The following is a 20,143-nucleotide window of genomic DNA, read 5'->3' on the forward strand; positions in this document are numbered from 1 at the left end:
CGCCGACCTGCAGCACACGGGGAGACGACCATGACGAACGAGAAGCCACAGATCACGGAGGCCGAGGCGCGCGCGTTCCGCGACGCCATGGGCGCGTACGCGTCGGGTGTGACGGTGGTGACGGGCCACGACGGCGACGAGCCGATCGGCTTCACGTGCCAGTCCTTCTCGAGCGTGTCCCTCGACCCCATGCTCGTCTCGATCTGCGTCATGAAGTCCTCCACCACGTATCCGCGGATCCGCGAGACGGGGCGCTTCGCGGTGAACGTGCTCACGGATCGCCAGGCGGAGACGTCGACCCGGTTCGCGCGCCGGGGGACGGACAAGTGGGCGGGCACGACGTGGCAGGCGTCGGGCGCGGGCAACCCGCTGCTCGAGGCGGCGCTGATGTCGGCGTGCTGCACCATCTGGCAGGAGCTGGACGCAGGCGATCACTGGATCGTCCTGGGGGAGGTGCGCGAGCTCGTCACGGGCGGCGAGGCCGCGGATCCGCTGCTGTTCTACCGCGGCGCCTACCGCCGTCTGGCCGCGATTGAGGCCGTCGCCTGACCGGCGCGACACGCCCGGGTGTGGGCTGGAGTTGGCGTGGGGTTTACGTCCGCGTAATGTATTCACTTGTCGCCGCCAAGCGGTGAGGTTGAGCCGGAAGGTTCCTTCGCCCCAGGTCGTGTGACGAACATCACATTTCCTTTCAGTTCGGACTCAGGTTCGGGTGGGTAGGTTTGTGGCTTGTCTTCCTGGTCTGGTGTCGGATGTGGCGGGTTGTGGCTTTCGGGTTACGGCGTGTCGGATTTGACAGTGAGATTCGGACTGATAAGATAGAGAAGTTGCCCCGGAGGGCTCAGCTGGAAGGCTGAGGGCCGGGTGCGTCTGATCCTTGAGAACTCAACAGCGTGCACTTGTCAAATGCCAAATTATCCTCGGCACCTCTTTGTGGGGTGTTTGAGAATTCCTTTGGATCATTTGATGTCAGATGACATCACATTGGTCAGTTTCAAACTCGCTGGTCACACGTTTTCCCGTGTGGTTATGCATTTTTTCTTTTTGGAGAGTTTGATCCTGGCTCAGGATGAACGCTGGCGGCGTGCTTAACACATGCAAGTCGAACGATGAAGCTCCAGCTTGCTGGAGTGGATTAGTGGCGAACGGGTGAGTAACACGTGAGCAACCTGCCCCGAACTTTGGGATAACAGTTGGAAACAGCTGCTAATACCGGATATGCACCGCGAAGGCATCTTCTGCGGTGGGAAAGATTTTTCGGTTCGGGAGGGGCTCGCGGCCTATCAGCTTGTTGGTGAGGTAATGGCTCACCAAGGCGTCGACGGGTAGCCGGCCTGAGAGGGTGACCGGCCACACTGGGACTGAGACACGGCCCAGACTCCTACGGGAGGCAGCAGTGGGGAATATTGCACAATGGGCGCAAGCCTGATGCAGCAACGCCGCGTGAGGGATGACGGCCTTCGGGTTGTAAACCTCTTTTAGTAGGGAAGAAGCCTTCGGGTGACGGTACCTGCAGAAAAAGCGCCGGCTAACTACGTGCCAGCAGCCGCGGTAATACGTAGGGCGCAAGCGTTATCCGGAATTATTGGGCGTAAAGAGCTCGTAGGCGGTTTGTCGCGTCTGCTGTGAAAACTGGAGGCTCAACCTCCAGCCTGCAGTGGGTACGGGCAGACTAGAGTGCGGTAGGGGAGATTGGAATTCCTGGTGTAGCGGTGGAATGCGCAGATATCAGGAGGAACACCGATGGCGAAGGCAGATCTCTGGGCCGTAACTGACGCTGAGGAGCGAAAGAGTGGGGAGCAAACAGGCTTAGATACCCTGGTAGTCCACTCCGTAAACGTTGGGAACTAGTTGTGGGGGCCTTTCCACGGTCTCCGTGACGCAGCTAACGCATTAAGTTCCCCGCCTGGGGAGTACGGCCGCAAGGCTAAAACTCAAAGGAATTGACGGGGACCCGCACAAGCGGCGGAGCATGCGGATTAATTCGATGCAACGCGAAGAACCTTACCAAGGCTTGACATATACCGGAAAGGTCTGGAGACAGATCCCCCCTTGTGGTCGGTATACAGGTGGTGCATGGTTGTCGTCAGCTCGTGTCGTGAGATGTTGGGTTAAGTCCCGCAACGAGCGCAACCCTCGTTCTATGTTGCCAGCACGTAATGGTGGGAACTCATGGGATACTGCCGGGGTCAACTCGGAGGAAGGTGGGGATGACGTCAAATCATCATGCCCCTTATGTCTTGGGCTTCACGCATGCTACAATGGCCGGTACAATGGGCGGCGATACCGTAAGGTGGAGCGAATCCCAAAAAGCCGGTCCCAGTTCGGATTGAGGTCTGCAACTCGACCTCATGAAGTCGGAGTCGCTAGTAATCGCAGATCAGCAACGCTGCGGTGAATACGTTCCCGGGTCTTGTACACACCGCCCGTCAAGTCATGAAAGTCGGTAACACCTGAAGCCGGTGGCCTAACCCTTTTGGGAGGGAGCTGTCGAAGGTGGGATCGGTAATTAGGACTAAGTCGTAACAAGGTAGCCGTACCGGAAGGTGCGGCTGGATCACCTCCTTTCTAAGGAGCTTCGATGACAATCATTCTTTGGGGTGGTTGTTCAGAGAGCCCGTTCTCCGGCAAATGTTCGGAGCGGGTAGCTCATGGGTGGAACATTTGACAAGAGCCTGATTGGTGCTGTGGTTTGTGAGTACGTCGCTTCGGTGATGGGAAAGCGGATCGTGGGGCTGGTCGGGCTATGCACGTTGTTGGGTCCTGAAGGCTCAGCCGCCTTTTGGTGACTGGGTTTTCTGCCCTCATGCTGCATGCTCCTGTTGGGGTGTGTGGGTGGGGTGCACCCGTACTTTGAGAACTACACAGTGGACGCGAGCATCTTAAAGAAGCGAACATGAATAGATTTTTTCTGTTTGTGGCTCATGTGATTTCAAGTCTTTAAGAGCAAACGGTGGATGCCTTGGCATCTGGAGCCGAAGAAGGACGTAGCAATCTGCGATAAGCCTTGGGGAGCCGATAAGCGGGCTGTGATCCGAGGATTTCCGAATGGGGAAACCCCGCCAGACGCTTTTGTGTTCTGGTGACTCCCGCCTGAATGTATAGGGCGGGTTGAGGGAACGTGGGGAAGTGAAACATCTCAGTACCCACAGGAAGAGAAAACAACAGTGATTCCGTGAGTAGTGGCGAGCGAAAGCGGATGAGGCTAAACCGTGCGTGTGTGAGAGCCGGCAGGCGTTGCACGTGCGGGGTTGTGGGACATGCCTATCATGACTGCCGTTGTGGTGGCCGTACAGAAGCGTATAGACGAATCGGTTTGAAAGCCGGACCAGAGAGAGTGCCAGTCTCGTAGTCGACATGCGTGTTCTGCGGTGGTGTGTATCCCAAGTAGCACGGGGCCCGTGAAATCCCGTGTGAATCTGTCAGGACCACCTGATAAGCCTAAATACTCCCAGATGACCGATAGCGGACAAGTACCGTGAGGGAAAGGTGAAAAGTACCCCGGGAGGGGAGTGAAATAGTACCTGAAACCGTTTGCTTACAAACCGTCGGAGCCTCCTTGTTGGGGTGACGGCGTGCCTTTTGAAGAATGAGCCTGCGAGTTAGTGATACGTGGCGAGGTTAACCCGGGTGGGGTAGCCGTAGCGAAAGCGAGTCTGAATAGGGCGATTCAGTCGCGTGTCCTAGACCCGAAGCGAAGTGATCTATCCATGGCCAGGCTGAAGCGACGGTAAGACGTCGTGGAGGGCCGAACCCACTTAGGTTGAAAACTGAGGGGATGAGCTGTGGATAGGGGTGAAAGGCCAATCAAACTTCGTGATAGCTGGTTCTCTCCGAAATGCATTTAGGTGCAGCGTTGCGTGTTTCTTGCCGGAGGTAGAGCTACTGGATGGCCGATGGGCCCCAACAGGTTACTGACGTCAGCCAAACTCCGAATGCCGGTAAGTGAGAGCGCAGCAGTGAGACGGTGGGGGATAAGCTTCATCGTCGAGAGGGAAACAACCCAGACCACCATCTAAGGTCCCTAAGCGCGTGCTAAGTGGGAAAGGATGTGGAGTTGCTTAGACAACCAGGAGGTTGGCTTAGAAGCAGCCACCCTTGAAAGAGTGCGTAATAGCTCACTGGTCAAGTGATTCCGCGCCGACAATGTAGCGGGGCTCAAGCACGCCACCGAAGTTGTGGCATTGACACTATCGACAAGCCTTCGTGGTTCAGTCGTGTTGATGGGTAGGAGAGCGTCGTGTGCCGGGTGAAGCGGCGGAGTGATCCAGCCGTGGATGGCACACGAGTGAGAATGCAGGCATGAGTAGCGAATGACGTGTGAGAAACACGTCCTCCGGAAGACCAAGGGTTCCAGGGTCAAGCTAATCTTCCCTGGGTAAGTCGGGACCTAAGGCGAGGCCGACAGGCGTAGTCGATGGACAACGGGTTGATATTCCCGTACCGGCGAAGAACCGCCCAAGCTAATCCAGTGGTGCTAAGTGCCCGAATCCATCCATCGTCACCTTCGGGTGGCACCGGGTGGCCTAGCGCACGACCCCATGCTGGTGCGGTTAGCGTATTAACAGGTGTGACGCAGGAAGGTAGCCCAGCTGGCAGATGGTGTCCAGTGTAAGCGTGTAGGCCGAACCATAGGCAAATCCGTGGTTCATGTGGCTGAGACGTGATGCGTATCAAGTGGGTGATCCTATGCTGCCGAGAAAAGCATCGACGCGAGGTTCTAGCTGCCCGTACCCCAAACCGACTCAGGTGGTCAGGTAGAGAATACTAAGGAGATCGAGATAATCGTGGTTAAGGAACTCGGCAAAATGGCCCCGTAACTTCGGGAGAAGGGGCGCCCAGCACTTATAGAAACTTGCTTTCGAAAGGGTGTGTGGGCCGCAGAGACCAGTGGGGAACGACTGTTTATTAAAAACACAGGTCCGTGCGAAGTTGCAAGACGATGTATACGGACTGACGCCTGCCCGGTGCCGGAAGGTTAAGAGGAAGGGTTAACCCTCGGGTGAAGCTCTGAATTTAAGCCCCGGTAAACGGCGGTGGTAACTATAACCATCCTAAGGTAGCGAAATTCCTTGTCGGGTAAGTTCCGACCTGCACGAATGGCGTAACGATTCCCCAACTGTCTCAACCACGAACTCGGCGAAATTGCATTACGAGTAAAGATGCTCGTTACGCGCAGCAGGACGGAAAGACCCCGTGACCTTTACTACAGCTTGGTATTGGTGTTCTGTGTGGCTTGTGTAGGATAGGTGGGAGACTGTGAAGCGATCACGCTAGTGGTTGTGGAGTCGTTGTTGAAATACCACTCTGGTCACTCGGGATATCTAACTTCGGACCGTGATCCGGTTCAGGGACAGTGCCTGGTGGGTAGTTTAACTGGGGCGGTTGCCTCCCAAAGAGTAACGGAGGCGCCCAAAGGTTCCCTCAACCTGGTTGGCAATCAGGTGGCGAGTGTAAGTGCACAAGGGAGCTTGACTGTGAGACTGACAGGTCGAGCAGGGACGAAAGTCGGGACTAGTGATCCGGCAGTGGCTTGTGGAAGCGCTGTCGCTCAACGGATAAAAGGTACCTCGGGGATAACAGGCTGATCTTGCCCAAGAGTCCATATCGACGGCATGGTTTGGCACCTCGATGTCGGCTCGTCGCATCCTGGGGCTGGAGTAGGTCCCAAGGGTTGGGCTGTTCGCCCATTAAAGCGGTACGCGAGCTGGGTTTAGAACGTCGTGAGACAGTTCGGTCCCTATCCGCTGCGCGCGTAGGAAGTTTGAGAGGATCTGACCCTAGTACGAGAGGACCGGGTTGGACGAACCTCTGGTGTGCCAGTTGTTCCGCCAGGAGCATCGCTGGTTGGCTACGTTCGGGATGGATAACCGCTGAAAGCATCTAAGCGGGAAGCCGGCCTCAAGATGAGACTTCCATCACCTTCGGGTGGAGAGGCTCCCAGCAGACTACTGGGTTGATAGGCCAGATGTGGAAGCGCAGTAATGCGTGTAGCTGACTGGTACTAATAAGCCGATGACTTGATAACACTTCGTCTTCTTGATGTTGTTCGCGTCCACTTTGTGGTTCTCAGGGTACGGTTGTGCTTTTGAGGGCTGGTGATAAGTAAACAGTGTTGTGCTGTTGAAACACAGGTTTACCCGCGCCTTTGGGGTGTGTGGTTGGTAGGTGTTTCGGTGGTTATAGCGAGAGGGAAACGCCCGGTCTCATTCCGAACCCGGAAGCTAAGCCTCTCAGCGCCGATGGTACTGCACCGGGGACGGTGTGGGAGAGTAGGTCGCCGCCGGACTTCACTTGGTCGAAAGGGCCGCCCGATGACGGGCGGCCCTTTTGCATTTCTCTGGGCGTGCGCACGCGCCCGCCGGGCGAAAGGGCCCGCGAACCGACTCCGCGCTGACGCGCAGAGACGCTTCGCGGGCCCTTTCGCGCGTTTAGGGGCGCGCGTCGATCCAGGAGGCCGCGGCCGTCTCGCGGGCGGCGTCGGGCGACGACGGGTGGAACGCCCCGGCGCGCACGTCGCGGGAAATCCGCTCGAGCTCGTGCCCGCGCCGGTACGCCCCGCCGCCCGCGACCAGCAGCGCGTCCTCGACGACGCGGAGGGCGGTCGAGGTAGCGCGGTCCTTCATGCCCGCCAGCAGACGGAAGGTCGCGGCGCCGTGGTCGATGCCGGCCTCGACGTCGGCCGTGAGCGTGGCGAGCGCGAGCGGCAGCGCGTCGTACGCGATCGCCATGTCGCCGATTCGCGCGCGCACGAGCGGATCCTCGCTGCGCGCGGGGAAGCCGGCGCGCCCCGGCCGTGCGCGAGCGGCGTCCACGGCGAGCTCCAGCGCGCGATGCGCCAGCCCCGTGTAGACGGACGCGACGAGGAGCTCGAAGGCGGCGAAGATCGCGACCTGGAGCGGATCCGGGCCCTGGAGCACGCGGCGCACGACGCGATCCGCGGCCGCCTCGGCGCCGGTCAGCACGGTCGTGCGGCTCTGGGTGCCCCGCATGCCCTGCACGTCCCAGTCGTCGCGGGTCTCGATCCCCGACCCTCGCCCGACGAACGCGAACACGAGCGCGGGGGCGTCGGGGTCGCTGTCGTCGCGGCCGTGCAGGCCGAGGGACGTCCATACGGGCGCGAGGGAGGTGAAGATCTTCGTCCCAGTGAAGGCGTATGCGCCTCCCGGCAGCGGGCGCGCGGCGGTGCGGCTGTCGAAGAGCACGCGGTCGTTGCCGGGCTCGCTGATGCCGAACGCGAAGATCTCCCCGCGGGTCGCGCCGTCGAGGACGAACGCGAGGGCATCGTCGCCCTGAGCCGCGAGCTGCCGCGCGACGGCCGTCCACACGAGGTGCATGTTGACCGCGAGCGCGGTGGACGGCGAGGCCGTCGCGAGGCGCTGTTGCAGAATCGACGCCTGCGGGAGGGTGAGCCCGGCCCCGCCACGCTCTGCGGGCACGAGGATGCGGAGGTACCCGGCCGACGCGAGGTCCGCGAGATCCTCGTGAGGGAAGGACCCGGATTCGTCGACGTCGGCGGCGCGGGCGCGGATCCGCTCGATGAGGTCATCGGGGAGGTGGGCGGTCGGATCGAACGCGGCGGTCATGCGCTCAGCCTACGAGCGCCGCCGCGCTCGGCCGGCCGGCGCGACACGCCGTCGGAGCGGATGTGCAGGATTCCGATGTCGGTGGCTCCGCGTAGCGTGCGGGGTGTGGAAAGTCGGCCCCCATGCGGGGGACGAACCGCGCGGTGGTGCCGATCGCGACGGGTGCCGCGCCGGCGGATCCTGTGCACGAATCGGTGGATAACCCTGTGGACGCGGCGGGGAAAGCGGTGGAAAATGACACGTGTGTAACTACTATCCCTTGTGGTGACCCCGGAGGGGAGTACCTATATGTAGTATTGAGGTCCCGGCGGCGCACCGCTGGACACACCTAGCTTCTGGAGGGGAAACCATGGCGATCACGGTCTACAGCAAGCCGTCCTGCGTGCAGTGCAACGCGACCTACCGCGCGCTCGACGCGAAGGGTATCGAGTACCAGGTGACCGACGTTTCCGAGGACGCCGCGGCGCTCGAGCAGGTCAAGTCGCTCGGCTACCTGCAGGCGCCCGTCGTCGTCGCCGACGAGGAGCACTGGTCGGGCTTCCGTCCCGACAAGATCGACGAGCTCGCCGCTCGCCTCGCCTGATCCGTCGCTGACGCGGCGAGAGAGGAAACGATCATGTCCGCGACAGCGACGCCCTCGCTGCCCGCCCGGCCCGGTTCCGCATCCGCGGAGGCGGGCCGCATGTCCGCCCCGCTCGTGGTCTTCTTCTCGAGCGTGTCGGGCAATACGGCTCGCTTCGTCGAGAAGCTGGGGATGCGCTCCGCGCGCATCCCCCTCTTTCGGGGCGACGGTCCGCTCGAGGTGAACGAGCCGTTCGTGCTCGTGCTCCCGACCTACGGCGGGGGCAACGGGGAGGGCGCGGTGCCCAAGCAGGTCATCCGCTTTCTGAACGACGAGAACAACCGCCGGTGGATCCGTGGGGTCATCTCCACGGGAAACACCAACTTCGGCGAGGCGTACTGCATCGCCGGAGACATCATTAGCCGGAAGTGCCGCGTGCCGCACTTGGACCGGGTCGAACTCTTTGGCACACCCGACGACGTGCTCCGCGTGAGCGAGGGATTGGAAGAATGGTGGAAGCAGCAGTGACCACGCAGCTGGTGGACTACAAGCACAACGCGGCGTTCGAGGGGCTGGACTACCACTCCCTCAACGCGATGCTCAACCTCTACGACGCCGACGGCCAGATTCAGTTCGACGCCGACAAGCGCGCTGCGCGGGAGTACTTCCTGCAGCACGTCAACCAGAACACCGTCTTCTTCCACTCGCTCCGCGAGCGCCTCGACTACCTGGTCGAGAAGGAGTACTACGAGGGCGAGGTCATCGAGAAGTACGACTTCTCCTTCGTCGAGCGCCTGAACGACTTCGCCTACGCGAAGAAGTTCCGCTTCGAGACGTTCCTCGGCGCGTTCAAGTACTACACGAGCTACACGCTCAAGACCTTCGACGGCAAGCGCTACCTCGAGCGCTTCGAGGACCGCGTCGTCATGACCGGCCTCGCCCTCGCGGACGGCGACGAGGACCTGGCGTGGAAGCTCGTCGACGAGATCCTGTCCGGGCGCTTCCAGCCGGCGACGCCGACGTTCCTCAACGCCGGCAAGGCCCAGCGCGGCGAGCTCGTCAGCTGCTTCCTGCTGCGCATCGAAGACAACATGGAGTCGATCGCGCGCGGCATCAACTCGGCGCTGCAGCTGTCCAAGCGCGGCGGCGGCGTCGCCCTGCTCCTGTCGAACATCCGTGAGGCCGGCGCCCCGATCAAGCAGATCGAGAACCAGTCGAGCGGGATCCTCCCCGTCATGAAGCTGCTCGAAGACAGCTTCAGCTACGCCAACCAGCTCGGCGCGCGCCAGGGCGCGGGCGCGGTGTACCTCAACGCGCACCACCCCGACATCATGCGCTTCCTTGACACGAAGCGCGAGAACGCGGACGAGAAGATCCGCATCAAGACGCTGTCCCTCGGCGTCGTGATCCCGGACATCACGTTCGAGCTCGCGAAGAACGACGAGGACATGTACCTCTTCTCGCCGTACGACGTCGAGCGGGTCTACGGCCTGCCCTTCGGCGACATCTCCGTCACGGAGAAGTACCGCGAGATGGTCGACGACCCGCGCATCAAGAAGACCAAGATCAACGCGCGCAAGTTCTTCCAGACGATCGCGGAGATCCAGTTCGAGTCCGGCTACCCGTACGTCATGTTCGAGGACACGGTCAACGACGCGAACCCGATCGCGGGCCGCATCAACATGTCGAACCTCTGCAGCGAGATCCTGCAGGTCAACACGCCGACGACCCTCAACGTTGACCTGTCGTACGACCAGATCGGCAAGGACATCAGCTGCAACCTCGGGTCGCTGAACATCGCCCTCGCGATGGACTCGCCCGACTTCGCTCGCACGGTCGAGACCTCGATCCGCGCCCTGACCGCGGTCAGCGACCAGAGCCACATCACGTCGGTGCGCTCGATCGAGGACGGCAACGACCGCTCGCACGCGATCGGCCTCGGCCAGATGAACCTGCACGGCTACCTGTCGCGTGAGCGGATCTTCTACGGATCCGACGAGGGCATCGACTTCACGAACATCTACTTCTACATGGTGCTGTTCCACGCGCTGCGCGCGTCGAACGCCATCGCGCGGGAGCGGGGCGAGACGTTCGAGGGCTTCGAGAACTCGACGTACGCGTCGGGCGCATTCTTCGACAAGTACATCGACGCCGAGTGGGCGCCCGCCACCGCGCGCGTGCGCGAGCTGTTCGCGGGCCACCACATCCCGACGCAGGCCGACTGGGTCGACCTCAAGGCCGCGATCCAGGAGCACGGGCTCTACAACCAGAACCTCCAGGCCGTCCCGCCGACCGGGTCGATCTCGTACATCAACAACTCGACGAGCTCGATCCACCCGATCGCGTCGAAGATCGAGATCCGCAAGGAGGGCAAGCTCGGCCGCGTCTACTACCCGGCGCCGTTCATGACGAACGACAACCTGGAGTACTACCAGGACGCGTACGAGATCGGCTACGAGAAGGTCATCGACACGTACGCTGCGGCGACGCAGCACGTGGACCAGGGGCTCTCGCTCACGCTCTTCTTCCCGGACACGGCGACGACCCGCGACATCAACCGCGCGCAGATCTACGCCTGGCGCAAGGGCATTAAGACGATCTACTACATCCGCCTTCGCCAGATGGCGCTCGAGGGCACTGAGGTGGAGGGCTGCGTCAGCTGCACGCTGTGACGCCGCCGTCCCGAGAATCTGAGAGAACTTCACGCGATGACTGAAAAGCTTCAGCTCCTGGATCACGTCCAGGCGATCAACTGGAACCGTATCCAGGACGACAAGGACGTCGAGGTGTGGAATCGCCTCACGAGTAACTTCTGGCTGCCCGAGAAGGTGCCGCTGTCGAACGACGTCCAGTCGTGGAACACGCTCACCGAGGAGGAGCAGCGCCTCACGATGCGCGTGTTCACGGGCCTGACCCTGCTCGACACCGTGCAGGCGACGGTCGGCGCCGTGTCGCTGATCCCCGACGCGACGACCCCGCACGAGGAGGCCGTCTACACGAACATCGCGTTCATGGAGTCGGTGCACGCCAAGAGCTACTCGTCGATCTTCTCGACGCTCAGTAACACCCCCGACATCGACGCCGCCTTCCGCTGGTCCGTGGAGAACGAGAACCTGCAGAAGAAGGCCCAGATCGTCATGGAGTACTACCGGGGCGACGAGCCGCTCAAGCGCAAGGTCGCCTCGACCCTGCTCGAGAGCTTCCTGTTCTACTCCGGGTTCTACCTCCCGATGTACTGGTCGAGCCACGCGAAGCTCACGAACACGGCCGACCTGATCCGCCTCATCATCCGCGACGAGGCCGTGCACGGGTACTACATCGGTTACAAGTACCAGAAGGGGCTGGAGCAGGTCGACCAGGCGCAGCGCGACGAGCTCAAGGACTACACGTTCTCGCTGCTGTACGAGCTCTACGACAACGAGGTGCAGTACACGCAGGACCTCTATGACGGCGTCGGGCTGACCGAGGACGTCAAGAAGTTCCTGCACTACAACGCCAACAAGGCGCTCATGAACCTCGGCTACGAGGCCATGTTCCCCTCGAGTGTCACGGACGTGAACCCCGCGATCCTCTCCGCGCTCTCGCCAAACGCCGACGAGAACCACGACTTCTTCTCGGGGTCGGGCTCGTCGTACGTCATCGGCAAGGCCGTGTCCACCGAGGACGAGGACTGGGACTTCTAGCCGCGTGTAGATCCGCAATCTATCTGGCACAGAACCATTGGAACTGGCACAGCGTCAGGCGAGTTGGCACCGCGTCAAAATAAGTGGCGTGGGTCGTGCCTAGGACTCCGCGCCTCCGGCCCAACGAACTGGTCTCACCGTGGCCTCACGGTGAGACCAGTGACCCGTCAGGCGCTGTCGCTGGGTCCTTCGTCATGGCGCTTCAAAGGGCGATCGACGGGGAGAGCGTGCGGTCGGTGGCTGCGCGCTGCAATGTTAACAATCAGACGTTGCGCTCGATTTTGTCGGGCGAAGTGTGGCCAGACATGCGCACGATTGCGCTGCTTGAGTTCGGACTGAAGCACACACTCTGGCCGGGTCTACGGTGAGTGCAGTCAGCGATCGCCGAGTCGGCCAGCGCTGTCCGATGATGGCCATAGGCTCAACCCGGGGAGGCAACGGTGATTGATCCAATATCCGGGGCGGCAATCTCCGCCGGGGGGAAGGTCGCAACTTCTGCTGCTCTCAGTCTCGGGAAGAAGCTGACACTCGAATGGCGCATCGCGAGGAGTGCGGCTTCTGCAGCGAAAGAGCTGGGCGTGAGGGTTCCGCGAAAGCTACTTCGGGGCGCACTTCTCAGCTCTGATGTGATGGCGGCATGCAAGAGCAATGGGCCGGCAAGCGCGTCCGCCAGAAGCGTCCTCGACGAGATTAGATGCGACGGGTTGGAAGGAGCTGCGAGTGTGTTCTTGCTTCCGCTTCTGCGCGTCGCGACGGCTCGCGAGCTGAGCGCTGCCGACTCTCAGGCTTTGGTGCACGAGTTGGTTATGGTTCCGATCGCCGAGATAGCTGAGCAGGGTAAGGAATCAGCGGATTCGCTCTTCGCCCGCTTCCCGTCAGCGCTGGCGTACGACGCGCGCACGCTCGAGCGAGGAATCGGTGAGCATGCGCTGCTCCGGATGCTTCGAGCGCTCGCAGAGCCTCACGCGCGTGCCGAGACACTTCAAGATTGGCTGCGCGCACGCCCGGCTTGGCTCGAGGAGAGCGAAGCAGTAGACGGATGGCTCGGACTTCTGGCGCTCGCGAGTGGGAAACAAGCTCTGGCGCGCGCCTGGATCGAACGTGCGATCGCCGGCGGCGTCACTCCGCGCGCGTATTGGCTTGTGCAGATTGTGGGGATCGATCGTTCAGAGCCGGAAGCACTCGATCTGCTTGCCAACGATCGCGAACATCCCCTGATCGAAGCGATCTTAGCCGAGAACGATCTCGCCGAGCGCGAGAATCGTTTGGCGGCGTGGCAACCGCAGACCGAGATGCAACGCGCCCTCGCGTCCACGCTGCGTGCGCAGCAGTTGTTCGAGGCGCGGCGGTTCGACGAGGCCGTCGAATTCTCAGTAGACGCGTTTGAAGGGGACGGGTTCCTCGGCGCAGGTGAGATCGGCGTGCGTGCCCTCATTGCTCGCTCCTTGGTGGGTGAACTTCATACTCAAACCGAAGACCTGTCAGCGGCGAGGCGTCTCGCGATCGCCATCCGAGACACTCAACGACGCACGGGCGTTCCGAGCGCCGAGGCTGTCGTCCTCGCAATTGAAGCGTCCATGCTGTTACAAGACAGCGATCGTGCGAAGGCGTTGTTCACCACTGCGCCGGAAGGCGAGGCGACTGCCGCTGAGGCAGCGCATGCGAGCGTCCGCAACGCCTCGGCGTTCGCGCTCCTCAACACGGGCCAACTGTCCAGCGCACACGCTCTGATGAGCGAGACCGCCTCAAAATCTATGCTCCTGCAGCTGGCTGCACGTGAGGCTGAACTCGAAGAGGATGACGACAAGGCGGCCCGACTATGGACCGAAGCCGTGGATGCCACCGAGGACTGGAACGAGAAGGCGGGGATCTGCTATCTCCTCGCTGTCCGCGGCATAGTGCATCCCTTCGTGGAGATCATGCGCCCCCTCAACGCGCAGCTCTGCGAGGAAATCGACAGCATCGCGGCACTCTTTCGCGAACAACCCGGCGCGGAGTCGCGCGTGTCTTCTTCCGCGTTGGACAATCCGCGGCTCGCACGTGCTCTGGGCCAGTATTACGCCAAGCATAGTCGGGACGACGATGCTCTCCGCCTGGCAGAGCAGTCAGCGCGCCGTTGGGGCGACCCTGATGAGTGGTTCCGGGCGTCGCAGTATCAGCTGGCTGCCGGCGACCACGAGAAGGCTGTAGACCGCGCACAGCGGGCGATCATTGCAGGCGGCGAGGACTGGGGAGCGCGTGTGCGCGCTCTTCGACTTCAGATTCAGGCGATGTACCAGGCTCGCCGGTGGGAGGAAGTCATATCGCCGGCGCGGGCTCTGCTGCGCATCGACCCGGACGCCGCTGATGCTGCCTGGGCGTTGGTCTTCGCATACAACCATGCCGCCGATGACCTTCAGGCGTTCAAGGAGTGGAAAGCGCATCCGGCGTGTCGTGTCCCGCAGGACGCCGGTCAGGCGTCGCTGTGGCTGCATCTCTTCCAGCGATTCGGCACGGAGATGGCACAGGTGAGCGAGGTTCTCAGCCTGAGCCATCGGTTCTCGTCCGACGAGCAGGTGCGACGGCTGGCAGTCGGCGCGTTGATGATTGCGCCGATTGAGTACCGCGACTCAGACGTGCAGTTACTCGACTTTGCGGATGAGTACCACGCGGACTTTCCCGATCGTCCCCGCCTGATCTGGGCCGTGACGGCGGAGGGAGATAGTCCGAACGAGTTGCTCGCGGCGATCGACAGGGCTGCGGGTGGACCTCGCCTCACCAACGACCTAGACGCCCACATGCGCAACGGCACGTTGCCGATCGGATTGATCGGACACTTCTCGCGACGCGGTCTGAGCGAGATCCTCATAAAGAGCCGTCACATGGCACGCTTCGCGGGAAGCTCCGACGAGAGACCACTGGACTTCTCAGTCGTAGAGCTTGCACGCTCGCGCGGGGTCGCCCTCGACACCACAGCGGCACTCACGCTCGCAAGTATCGACGACGACTTCGCGGACATGCTCAGTCGCATCCCCAAGCGTCTTCTAGGCACGTACGGTCAGCTTCGCGACGCGAAAGATGCCGGGCTAGAGCTTAACCGGGCTGGCGACATCTTCATCCCGAGCACCGTCGATCACGGTCCGAGTGTCATGCTCATACCTGAAGACGAGACTTCGGAGCGCCAGCGACTGAGCGCAAGACTCACCGTTCGCCTCCGCCTCGTCGAACGCACCGAACCGCCAGAGCTCACACTTCCTACGGAACGGTTCGCGGACGTTCTCGGAGTGTGGTCCGAAGCAATCCGTCGCGCCGCCGAAGCCGACGTCCCCCTGTGGTGTGATGATGCCGCCACGCGACAGATTGCAAGCGTCTTCGGCGTCGCTTCATTTGGCACTCCGGCACTCGTGGAGTACATGCGCGCTCACCGCCAGCTCACCGATGCGCAGGCAGACGTGGTCGACGCGGCCTTGATCCGCGCGCACATCGTAGGAGTTCGGTTCCGAAAGAGCTCGTGGGAGTTGGCAGCGGCAATTGGCCGCGCGCCCGGCGGTGTGGGGCAGGCTATCGTTCACAGCGGGCCCACGGCCGCTGGAAGCAAGATCGAGATCGTCGTTCTCGGCATGGAACGATGCGCCAACGAACCCGACATGATGCAGGAATGGGCATCGGTGGGCGCCCAGTACGTCACGGCGATCGCTGGCGCGGAACAAGACGCAGTGGACAACCTTGCCAACTTCATTCGCGCGACCCTGACCATGTCCTGGACCGCGGCGCACCATCTTCAGTTCATCCTCGATGGCGTACGCCAGACGGCGTCGGATCGCTGGTTCCCCGCGCTTCGTCAGGCTATGACCGCCCATTGGAAGACGTTGCAATCAGTCCTTCCCAGCGACCTGGCCGCGACCCTACTTCTCGGACAGGTACAGCTCTTGCCCGACTCGGATAGGCAACTCGTCCTGGAGATCGTGTTTCGCGACGACATCGACTGAGCGAATCCGTGGAGCAGCATGTAGACGTTGCAGCGCGCTTCGCATCTACTGATCCGGCAGCGTCGAGGGCGCTCTGCGCTGGGTCGGGGCTTGGGGCCTTCGAGGCCGCGCGGATCTGCTGCATTCGGCATTCCGCGTACTCCGGCCCGCCGTCGCCGTCCTGCGTAGACCAGGACACGGGGTTGGACACTGTCTTGGACAAAACAGACCCGTTTTAGCTAGACTTCGGGGATGCCAGCCACCGCTCGTCGTCACGAGACCTCGCATCCTTGGATTACGTTTGACTTTCAGACAAACGCACTAAGCGAGGTCGTATGGGCACACCTGGGCGAGTCCTTCTCCAAGTGTCAACATCTGATTGGCGCCCCGCTTCAGCCGGGCGTTGCACTAGACCTCGCTCGCATCTACATGCGTCGTGGAGCCCTTGCGTCGGCGGCGATCGAGGGCAACACTCTGAGCGAAGACGAAGTCAACGACATCTTGGATAACAACAGGCGGCTCCCCGAGTCTCAGCAGTATCTCGAGCAAGAGGTGCGCAACGTTCTCGATGCCCTGACCAGCGTGCGTCGGGAGGTCTGGGAGTCGGATGGGACATTCCGTCTCTCGCCCGAGTGGATTCTCGGAAAGCATCAAGAGCTGATGGCGAGCCTAGATGTCGCCGATCATGTAAACCCCGGTGAGTATCGCAACATACCGATTGTGGTGGGCAACTACCGAGGCGCTCCCGCCGAGGACGTCCCGTTTCTAATGGACAGGTTGTGCACGTGGATCAATAGCATCTTGGACGACGCTGCGAGCAAACAGAGCAGCGCCCCCGACCAGGCGTTCTTCCTCGTGTTCTTCGCTGCGACTTTGGCACATCTCTATCTGGCTTGGATCCACCCGTTCGGCGACGGGAACGGCCGCACTGCCCGCCTGCTCGAGTGTGCGATTCTGGCACACTGTGGACTAGTTCCCTACGTCAGCACCAATCTGCTTTCCGACTACTACAACCGAACTCGCGGCCGCTATTACGAGAAGCTGGACGCGGCCTCGCGACGCGACGATGTCGCGGGGTTCGTCGCATATAGTGCGCTCGGCTTCCGGGATCAGCTTCGCGAGCAAATTCGCACCGTGCAGGCGCATCAGCGTGTTGTTGCCTGGGTCAACTACGTACATGAACGTTTTCAGACGGAGCCGTCCACCGACACTGCCCGGCGTCGCCGGGCGGTGGTACTTGCAATGCCAGACGGTGCGGAGCTCACCCGCAAGGAGATCCGCTATCTGAACCCGACGGTATCGGAGATGTACGACGGAACCTCTGATCGCCTCCTGCGTCGCGACTTGAGCAAGCTCATCGCGCTCAACCTTGTAGACGAGCCGAGCCCTGGGCGATACGAGTCGGGGATATGGCGGATGGATGCCTTTACTCCCCGTCCCGAGTTCGGAGTGTTCACACCGGTGCTGGAGCGGCTGTCCAGTGAGTAGCGATAGCGCGATGCCCCGGCTTCGTACGCGGGGGCCCGAGCGCCAGCGCACTGTCGCGGCCCGAGCGCGCCGATGCCGCGTGGCAGACGGCGTGGACGAGTCTCGATCAGAGCCGATGTCTGACATGCCTGAGCGCGCGTCAGCGGGGTGAGATGTTCGGCTCGTGAGGTCCAGGCGGAGCGGTCGAGGAGCTCGCGTTGCATGGTCGATCAGAACGACTCAATGAGCGCATTATCGACGCTGGATGCGACTCTGCCCATCGATCCGAGGAGCCCGGCTTGGCGGAGCCTGTGCCCGAACAGCCAGGACGTGTATTGCGCTCCTCGGCCCGCGTGGACCACGGTCCCAGGTTCGGGCCGTCGTCGCCAGCGGGCCATCTCTAGCGCGTCGGCGACGATCTCCGCAGTGATCCGGTCCGAGATCGACCACCCCACGATCCGGCGACTGAACGCGTCGATCACGGCCGCGCAGTGGACCCATCCGTCATTCGCGCGGTGCTGCGTGATGTCGCAGAACCACAGCCGGTTGGGCGCGTCGGCACGGAACTGCCGCTTCACGAGGTCCTCGTGCGTGGCCGTGTCTGGCTTCCACCCGCGTCGCTTCCGACGGTGCGAGACGCCCACGAGCCGCCCAACCGCATCAACCGGGCGACGCGTTTCCGGCCGACGTGCACGCCGACGCCGAGCCGCAGCTCGGCGAGCACGCGTGGGGCACCATATGTCGCTCTCGAGTCGGCGTGAATCCGACGGATCGTTGTCGTCAGCTCCGCGTCAGCGACAGCACGCGGTGAGGGCGGTCGGCTCGCCCAGTCGTAGTAGCCGGAGGTCGAGACGTTCAGGAACCGGCAGGCCACCGCGACGGGAACACCGTCGGCGGCGAGCTCCTGGACCAGCCGGAACCCTATTTTGGGAGCACGTTCTCCCTCGCGAAGTACGCCGACGCGCGCTTGAGGATCTCGATCTCCATCTCCAGCACCCGGTTCCGGCGGCGCAGCTCGACGAGTTCCTTATGCTCATCGGTCGTGACCCCGGCCTTGCGGCCGGAGTAGACCGCGCCACGGTGCATCCAGTTCCGAAGGCACGACTCGCTGATCCCGAGGTCACGCGCGGTCTGCGCGACAGGGTTGCCCTGGGCAACGAGATCGAGGGCACGACGCCGGAACTCCGGCGGGTGGGCAGCAGGCATCTCACGGACTCCTTCCGAGACGATCATCGCCTCAAAGTTGGTGTCCGGAAAAGCGGGTCAGGCTCCCGGAGCTTTCGCGTTGGGTCAGCACGGACGAGGACACACGGCGGACCATGGTTGCGTGCGTCGATGCGGTCAGAGGGTCAAGGACTCCGTCGCGCCGGTCTGGTTGATGATCCGGTCGAACTCTTCTTCGTCCACTTCGTCGAGCAACTCGGACGGAGATCCCGGTTCACCCTGATTGTTCAGCGGCAGTGTGTCCTGCGGCGCTTGCCACCAGTGGAGAAGCGCAGAGTGGACAACGAGGTGGTCGTGATGACTGTGCTCGTCGATGAAGCGCTTGTTGATCTCTGCGAGGGCGTCGATGACGGCGCCGTCCCTGAACTGGAACTCGGGGAAGTAGTTCACGCCGGCCAACGGAATCTCGACGACTGTGTTGAAGTGGCGGTACGTCTTGAGTAGTTCACTGGGCTTCTTGCCGTCCGGCGTGTCGTTGAGCATGGCCTTCACTTCCGAGCTGCTCATACAGGCCGCTCTGTCAAGCATTGAGGCGGCGAGCATGGGTTCGCCCGGTAGCCGGAAGTTCCTCTGCCACACAGGCTGGGTCGACCAGTCGGCTGGCACCCCAAGTTCCGCTAGGTCGAACCCGAGCTCGTCTGCGGAAGCAGTGATGTACTCGAGCAAGGCGATCACCTTGTCCGAAGCCGGGTCGGTGCTCAGCGTGAGATGTCTCATGATGATGAGCACGCCATAGAGCTTGTTGCTGACGGTTCTGTCGAGTAGCTGGCTGATGTGAGTGGGTGCAGTATCTGTGTCGGTCGCTGAAGAGAGCTCGTGTCCCGGGGTGTCGATGAGCACGTCGAACGTGCGATTCCAGAGTCGTCCGTAGTGGGCGCAGATATTTCGGATGTTGCGCAGGTTGTTGAGCCAGTTGCTTAGGGCGCCTGAGTCGCCGCGGCCCGATTTCGCGTAGATCTGAAAGCGGGCTGCGAGGATCTCCTGGTCGGTGTCGGGCATCAGGATGAAGAGATTACTGAGGACGCCGAAGCCCATGACCTCCGTCGCGACCCAGATGGGAAGGTGGTTTCCGTAGGTCTCGCGGAAGTGCTGGACGAACGCATCTTTGGCTCGGGTTTCGTGCCGGTCGTACTCTTCGATCCACTCGGCGTATCGGTTGGTGGGTGCGGGCGGCGTTGTGGGGTGCATTGCATCCAAGAGATGAGGCTTCCGATGTGCGAAGCGGTCCATCTTCCCCAGGCGGTGACCGATGAAGAATCGGAAGGACACCTCGAGTGAACTGAGTGCATCACTGATTCGAGTTCGAAGCTCGTGGTCGAACTCGTACATCGCCGCGACGTGAGCGAGCGTGGTACCCGATTCGAAATCGTCAAGTCGAATCTCGCGACCTTTGTCATCGTGGAGGTCTTCCGGTGGGACCGGACGCCGGCGGTAGGGATACGAGTAGCCTGAGAGCCGGTAATAGCCATACCTCTGCAGGATGTGAGACGCGTCGTTGTCACCGCCGCAGTCCATGCCGCGCTGTCGCATGCGACGGATCTGCTGGGGGACTGTGAGGAACGGCTTGGCGTAGGTGCTGTCAACGGTCATCACGTGACACCGTACCGCTACCCATGAACTGCCCGTAGAAAGAACAAACCCGCCTCTCACCGAGAAGCGGGAATGTCGTGTTGG

Annotated in this window: 12 protein-coding genes and 3 rRNA genes; 10 read left to right on the forward strand and 5 right to left on the reverse strand. The window is 61.8% G+C overall.

Translation table 11 applies throughout. From position 1 onward, the window contains the following. The first annotated feature begins 30 nt into the window (after positions 1-30). From G8E01_RS03485 to rrf, 4 genes are all read left to right on the forward strand, one after another. Positions 31-549: a flavin reductase family protein gene (locus tag G8E01_RS03485; protein WP_166315912.1), complete on the forward strand. Its 519-nt coding sequence runs from the start codon at positions 31-33 to the stop codon at positions 547-549. Between the two features lie 492 nt (positions 550-1,041). Beyond that, positions 1,042-2,568: ribosomal RNA gene (locus tag G8E01_RS03490) — 16S ribosomal RNA — on the forward strand. Between the two features lie 362 nt (positions 2,569-2,930). After that, positions 2,931-6,028: ribosomal RNA gene (locus G8E01_RS03495) — 23S ribosomal RNA — on the forward strand. A 144-nt stretch (positions 6,029-6,172) separates the two neighbouring features. Next, positions 6,173-6,289 (forward strand): 5S ribosomal RNA (gene rrf / locus G8E01_RS03500). The 16S, 23S and 5S rRNA genes sit together here, the layout of an rRNA operon. A gap of 142 nt (positions 6,290-6,431) precedes the next feature. Here the strand turns inward: rrf and G8E01_RS03505 are convergent. Continuing rightward, positions 6,432-7,586 carry an acyl-CoA dehydrogenase family protein gene (locus tag G8E01_RS03505; protein ID WP_166315915.1) on the reverse strand — a complete coding sequence of 385 codons (1,155 nt, stop codon included), beginning with the start codon at positions 7,584-7,586 and terminating at the stop codon, positions 6,432-6,434. 349 nt (positions 7,587-7,935) lie between these two features. Between G8E01_RS03505 and nrdH the strand changes: the two genes are divergently transcribed. The 6 genes from nrdH (at position 7,936) to G8E01_RS03535 (ending at position 17,266) form a co-directional block, all read left to right on the forward strand. After that, positions 7,936-8,169 (forward strand): glutaredoxin-like protein NrdH, encoded by a 234-nt coding sequence (gene nrdH / locus G8E01_RS03510; RefSeq protein WP_166315918.1) that lies wholly within the window; start codon positions 7,936-7,938, stop codon positions 8,167-8,169. A gap of 99 nt (positions 8,170-8,268) precedes the next feature. Next, complete coding sequence (gene nrdI, locus G8E01_RS03515; protein ID WP_240921310.1) at positions 8,269-8,676, forward strand: class Ib ribonucleoside-diphosphate reductase assembly flavoprotein NrdI; 408 nt, start codon at positions 8,269-8,271, stop codon at positions 8,674-8,676. Next, positions 8,658-10,820 (forward strand): class 1b ribonucleoside-diphosphate reductase subunit alpha, encoded by a 2,163-nt coding sequence (gene nrdE, locus G8E01_RS03520; protein ID WP_166315924.1) that lies wholly within the window; start codon positions 8,658-8,660, stop codon positions 10,818-10,820. The genes nrdI and nrdE overlap by 19 nt, the downstream gene beginning before the upstream one ends. A gap of 36 nt (positions 10,821-10,856) precedes the next feature. Then, complete coding sequence (gene nrdF / locus G8E01_RS03525) at positions 10,857-11,831, forward strand: class 1b ribonucleoside-diphosphate reductase subunit beta (RefSeq protein WP_166315927.1); 975 nt, start codon at positions 10,857-10,859, stop codon at positions 11,829-11,831. Between the two features lie 722 nt (positions 11,832-12,553). After that, the gene (locus G8E01_RS03530; RefSeq protein ID WP_166315930.1) at positions 12,554-15,799 is read left to right on the forward strand and encodes a tetratricopeptide repeat protein; all 3,246 of its coding nucleotides are present in this window, start codon (positions 12,554-12,556) and stop codon (positions 15,797-15,799) included. Between the two features lie 231 nt (positions 15,800-16,030). Then, positions 16,031-17,266 (forward strand): Fic family protein, encoded by a 1,236-nt coding sequence (locus G8E01_RS03535; protein ID WP_166315933.1) that lies wholly within the window; start codon positions 16,031-16,033, stop codon positions 17,264-17,266. A 209-nt stretch (positions 17,267-17,475) separates the two neighbouring features. On the opposite strand, the gene G8E01_RS03540 is transcribed toward G8E01_RS03535, so the two are convergent. From G8E01_RS03540 to G8E01_RS03555, 4 genes are all read right to left on the reverse strand, one after another. Then, positions 17,476-17,823: a DDE-type integrase/transposase/recombinase gene (locus G8E01_RS03540; RefSeq protein WP_166315936.1), complete on the reverse strand. Its 348-nt coding sequence runs from the start codon at positions 17,821-17,823 to the stop codon at positions 17,476-17,478. Then, on the reverse strand, positions 17,820-18,119 hold the full coding sequence (locus G8E01_RS13110) for an IS3 family transposase (RefSeq protein ID WP_166315939.1): 300 nt from the start codon (positions 18,117-18,119) through the stop codon (positions 17,820-17,822). The genes G8E01_RS03540 and G8E01_RS13110 overlap by 4 nt, the downstream gene beginning before the upstream one ends. 47 nt (positions 18,120-18,166) lie before the next feature. Beyond that, entirely contained in the window at positions 18,167-18,451 is a 285-nt protein-coding gene (locus G8E01_RS03550) for a transposase (RefSeq protein WP_166315942.1), read from the reverse strand. Positions 18,452-18,586: 135 nt separating this feature from the next. Beyond that, on the reverse strand, positions 18,587-20,059 hold the full coding sequence (locus G8E01_RS03555; RefSeq protein ID WP_166315945.1) for an Abi family protein: 1,473 nt from the start codon (positions 20,057-20,059) through the stop codon (positions 18,587-18,589). Between the last annotated feature and the right edge of the window lie 84 nt (positions 20,060-20,143).

It is taken from the genome of Microbacterium excoecariae (genome assembly GCF_011326725.1).
In the GTDB taxonomy this organism is placed as follows: domain Bacteria; phylum Actinomycetota; class Actinomycetes; order Actinomycetales; family Microbacteriaceae; genus Microbacterium; species Microbacterium excoecariae.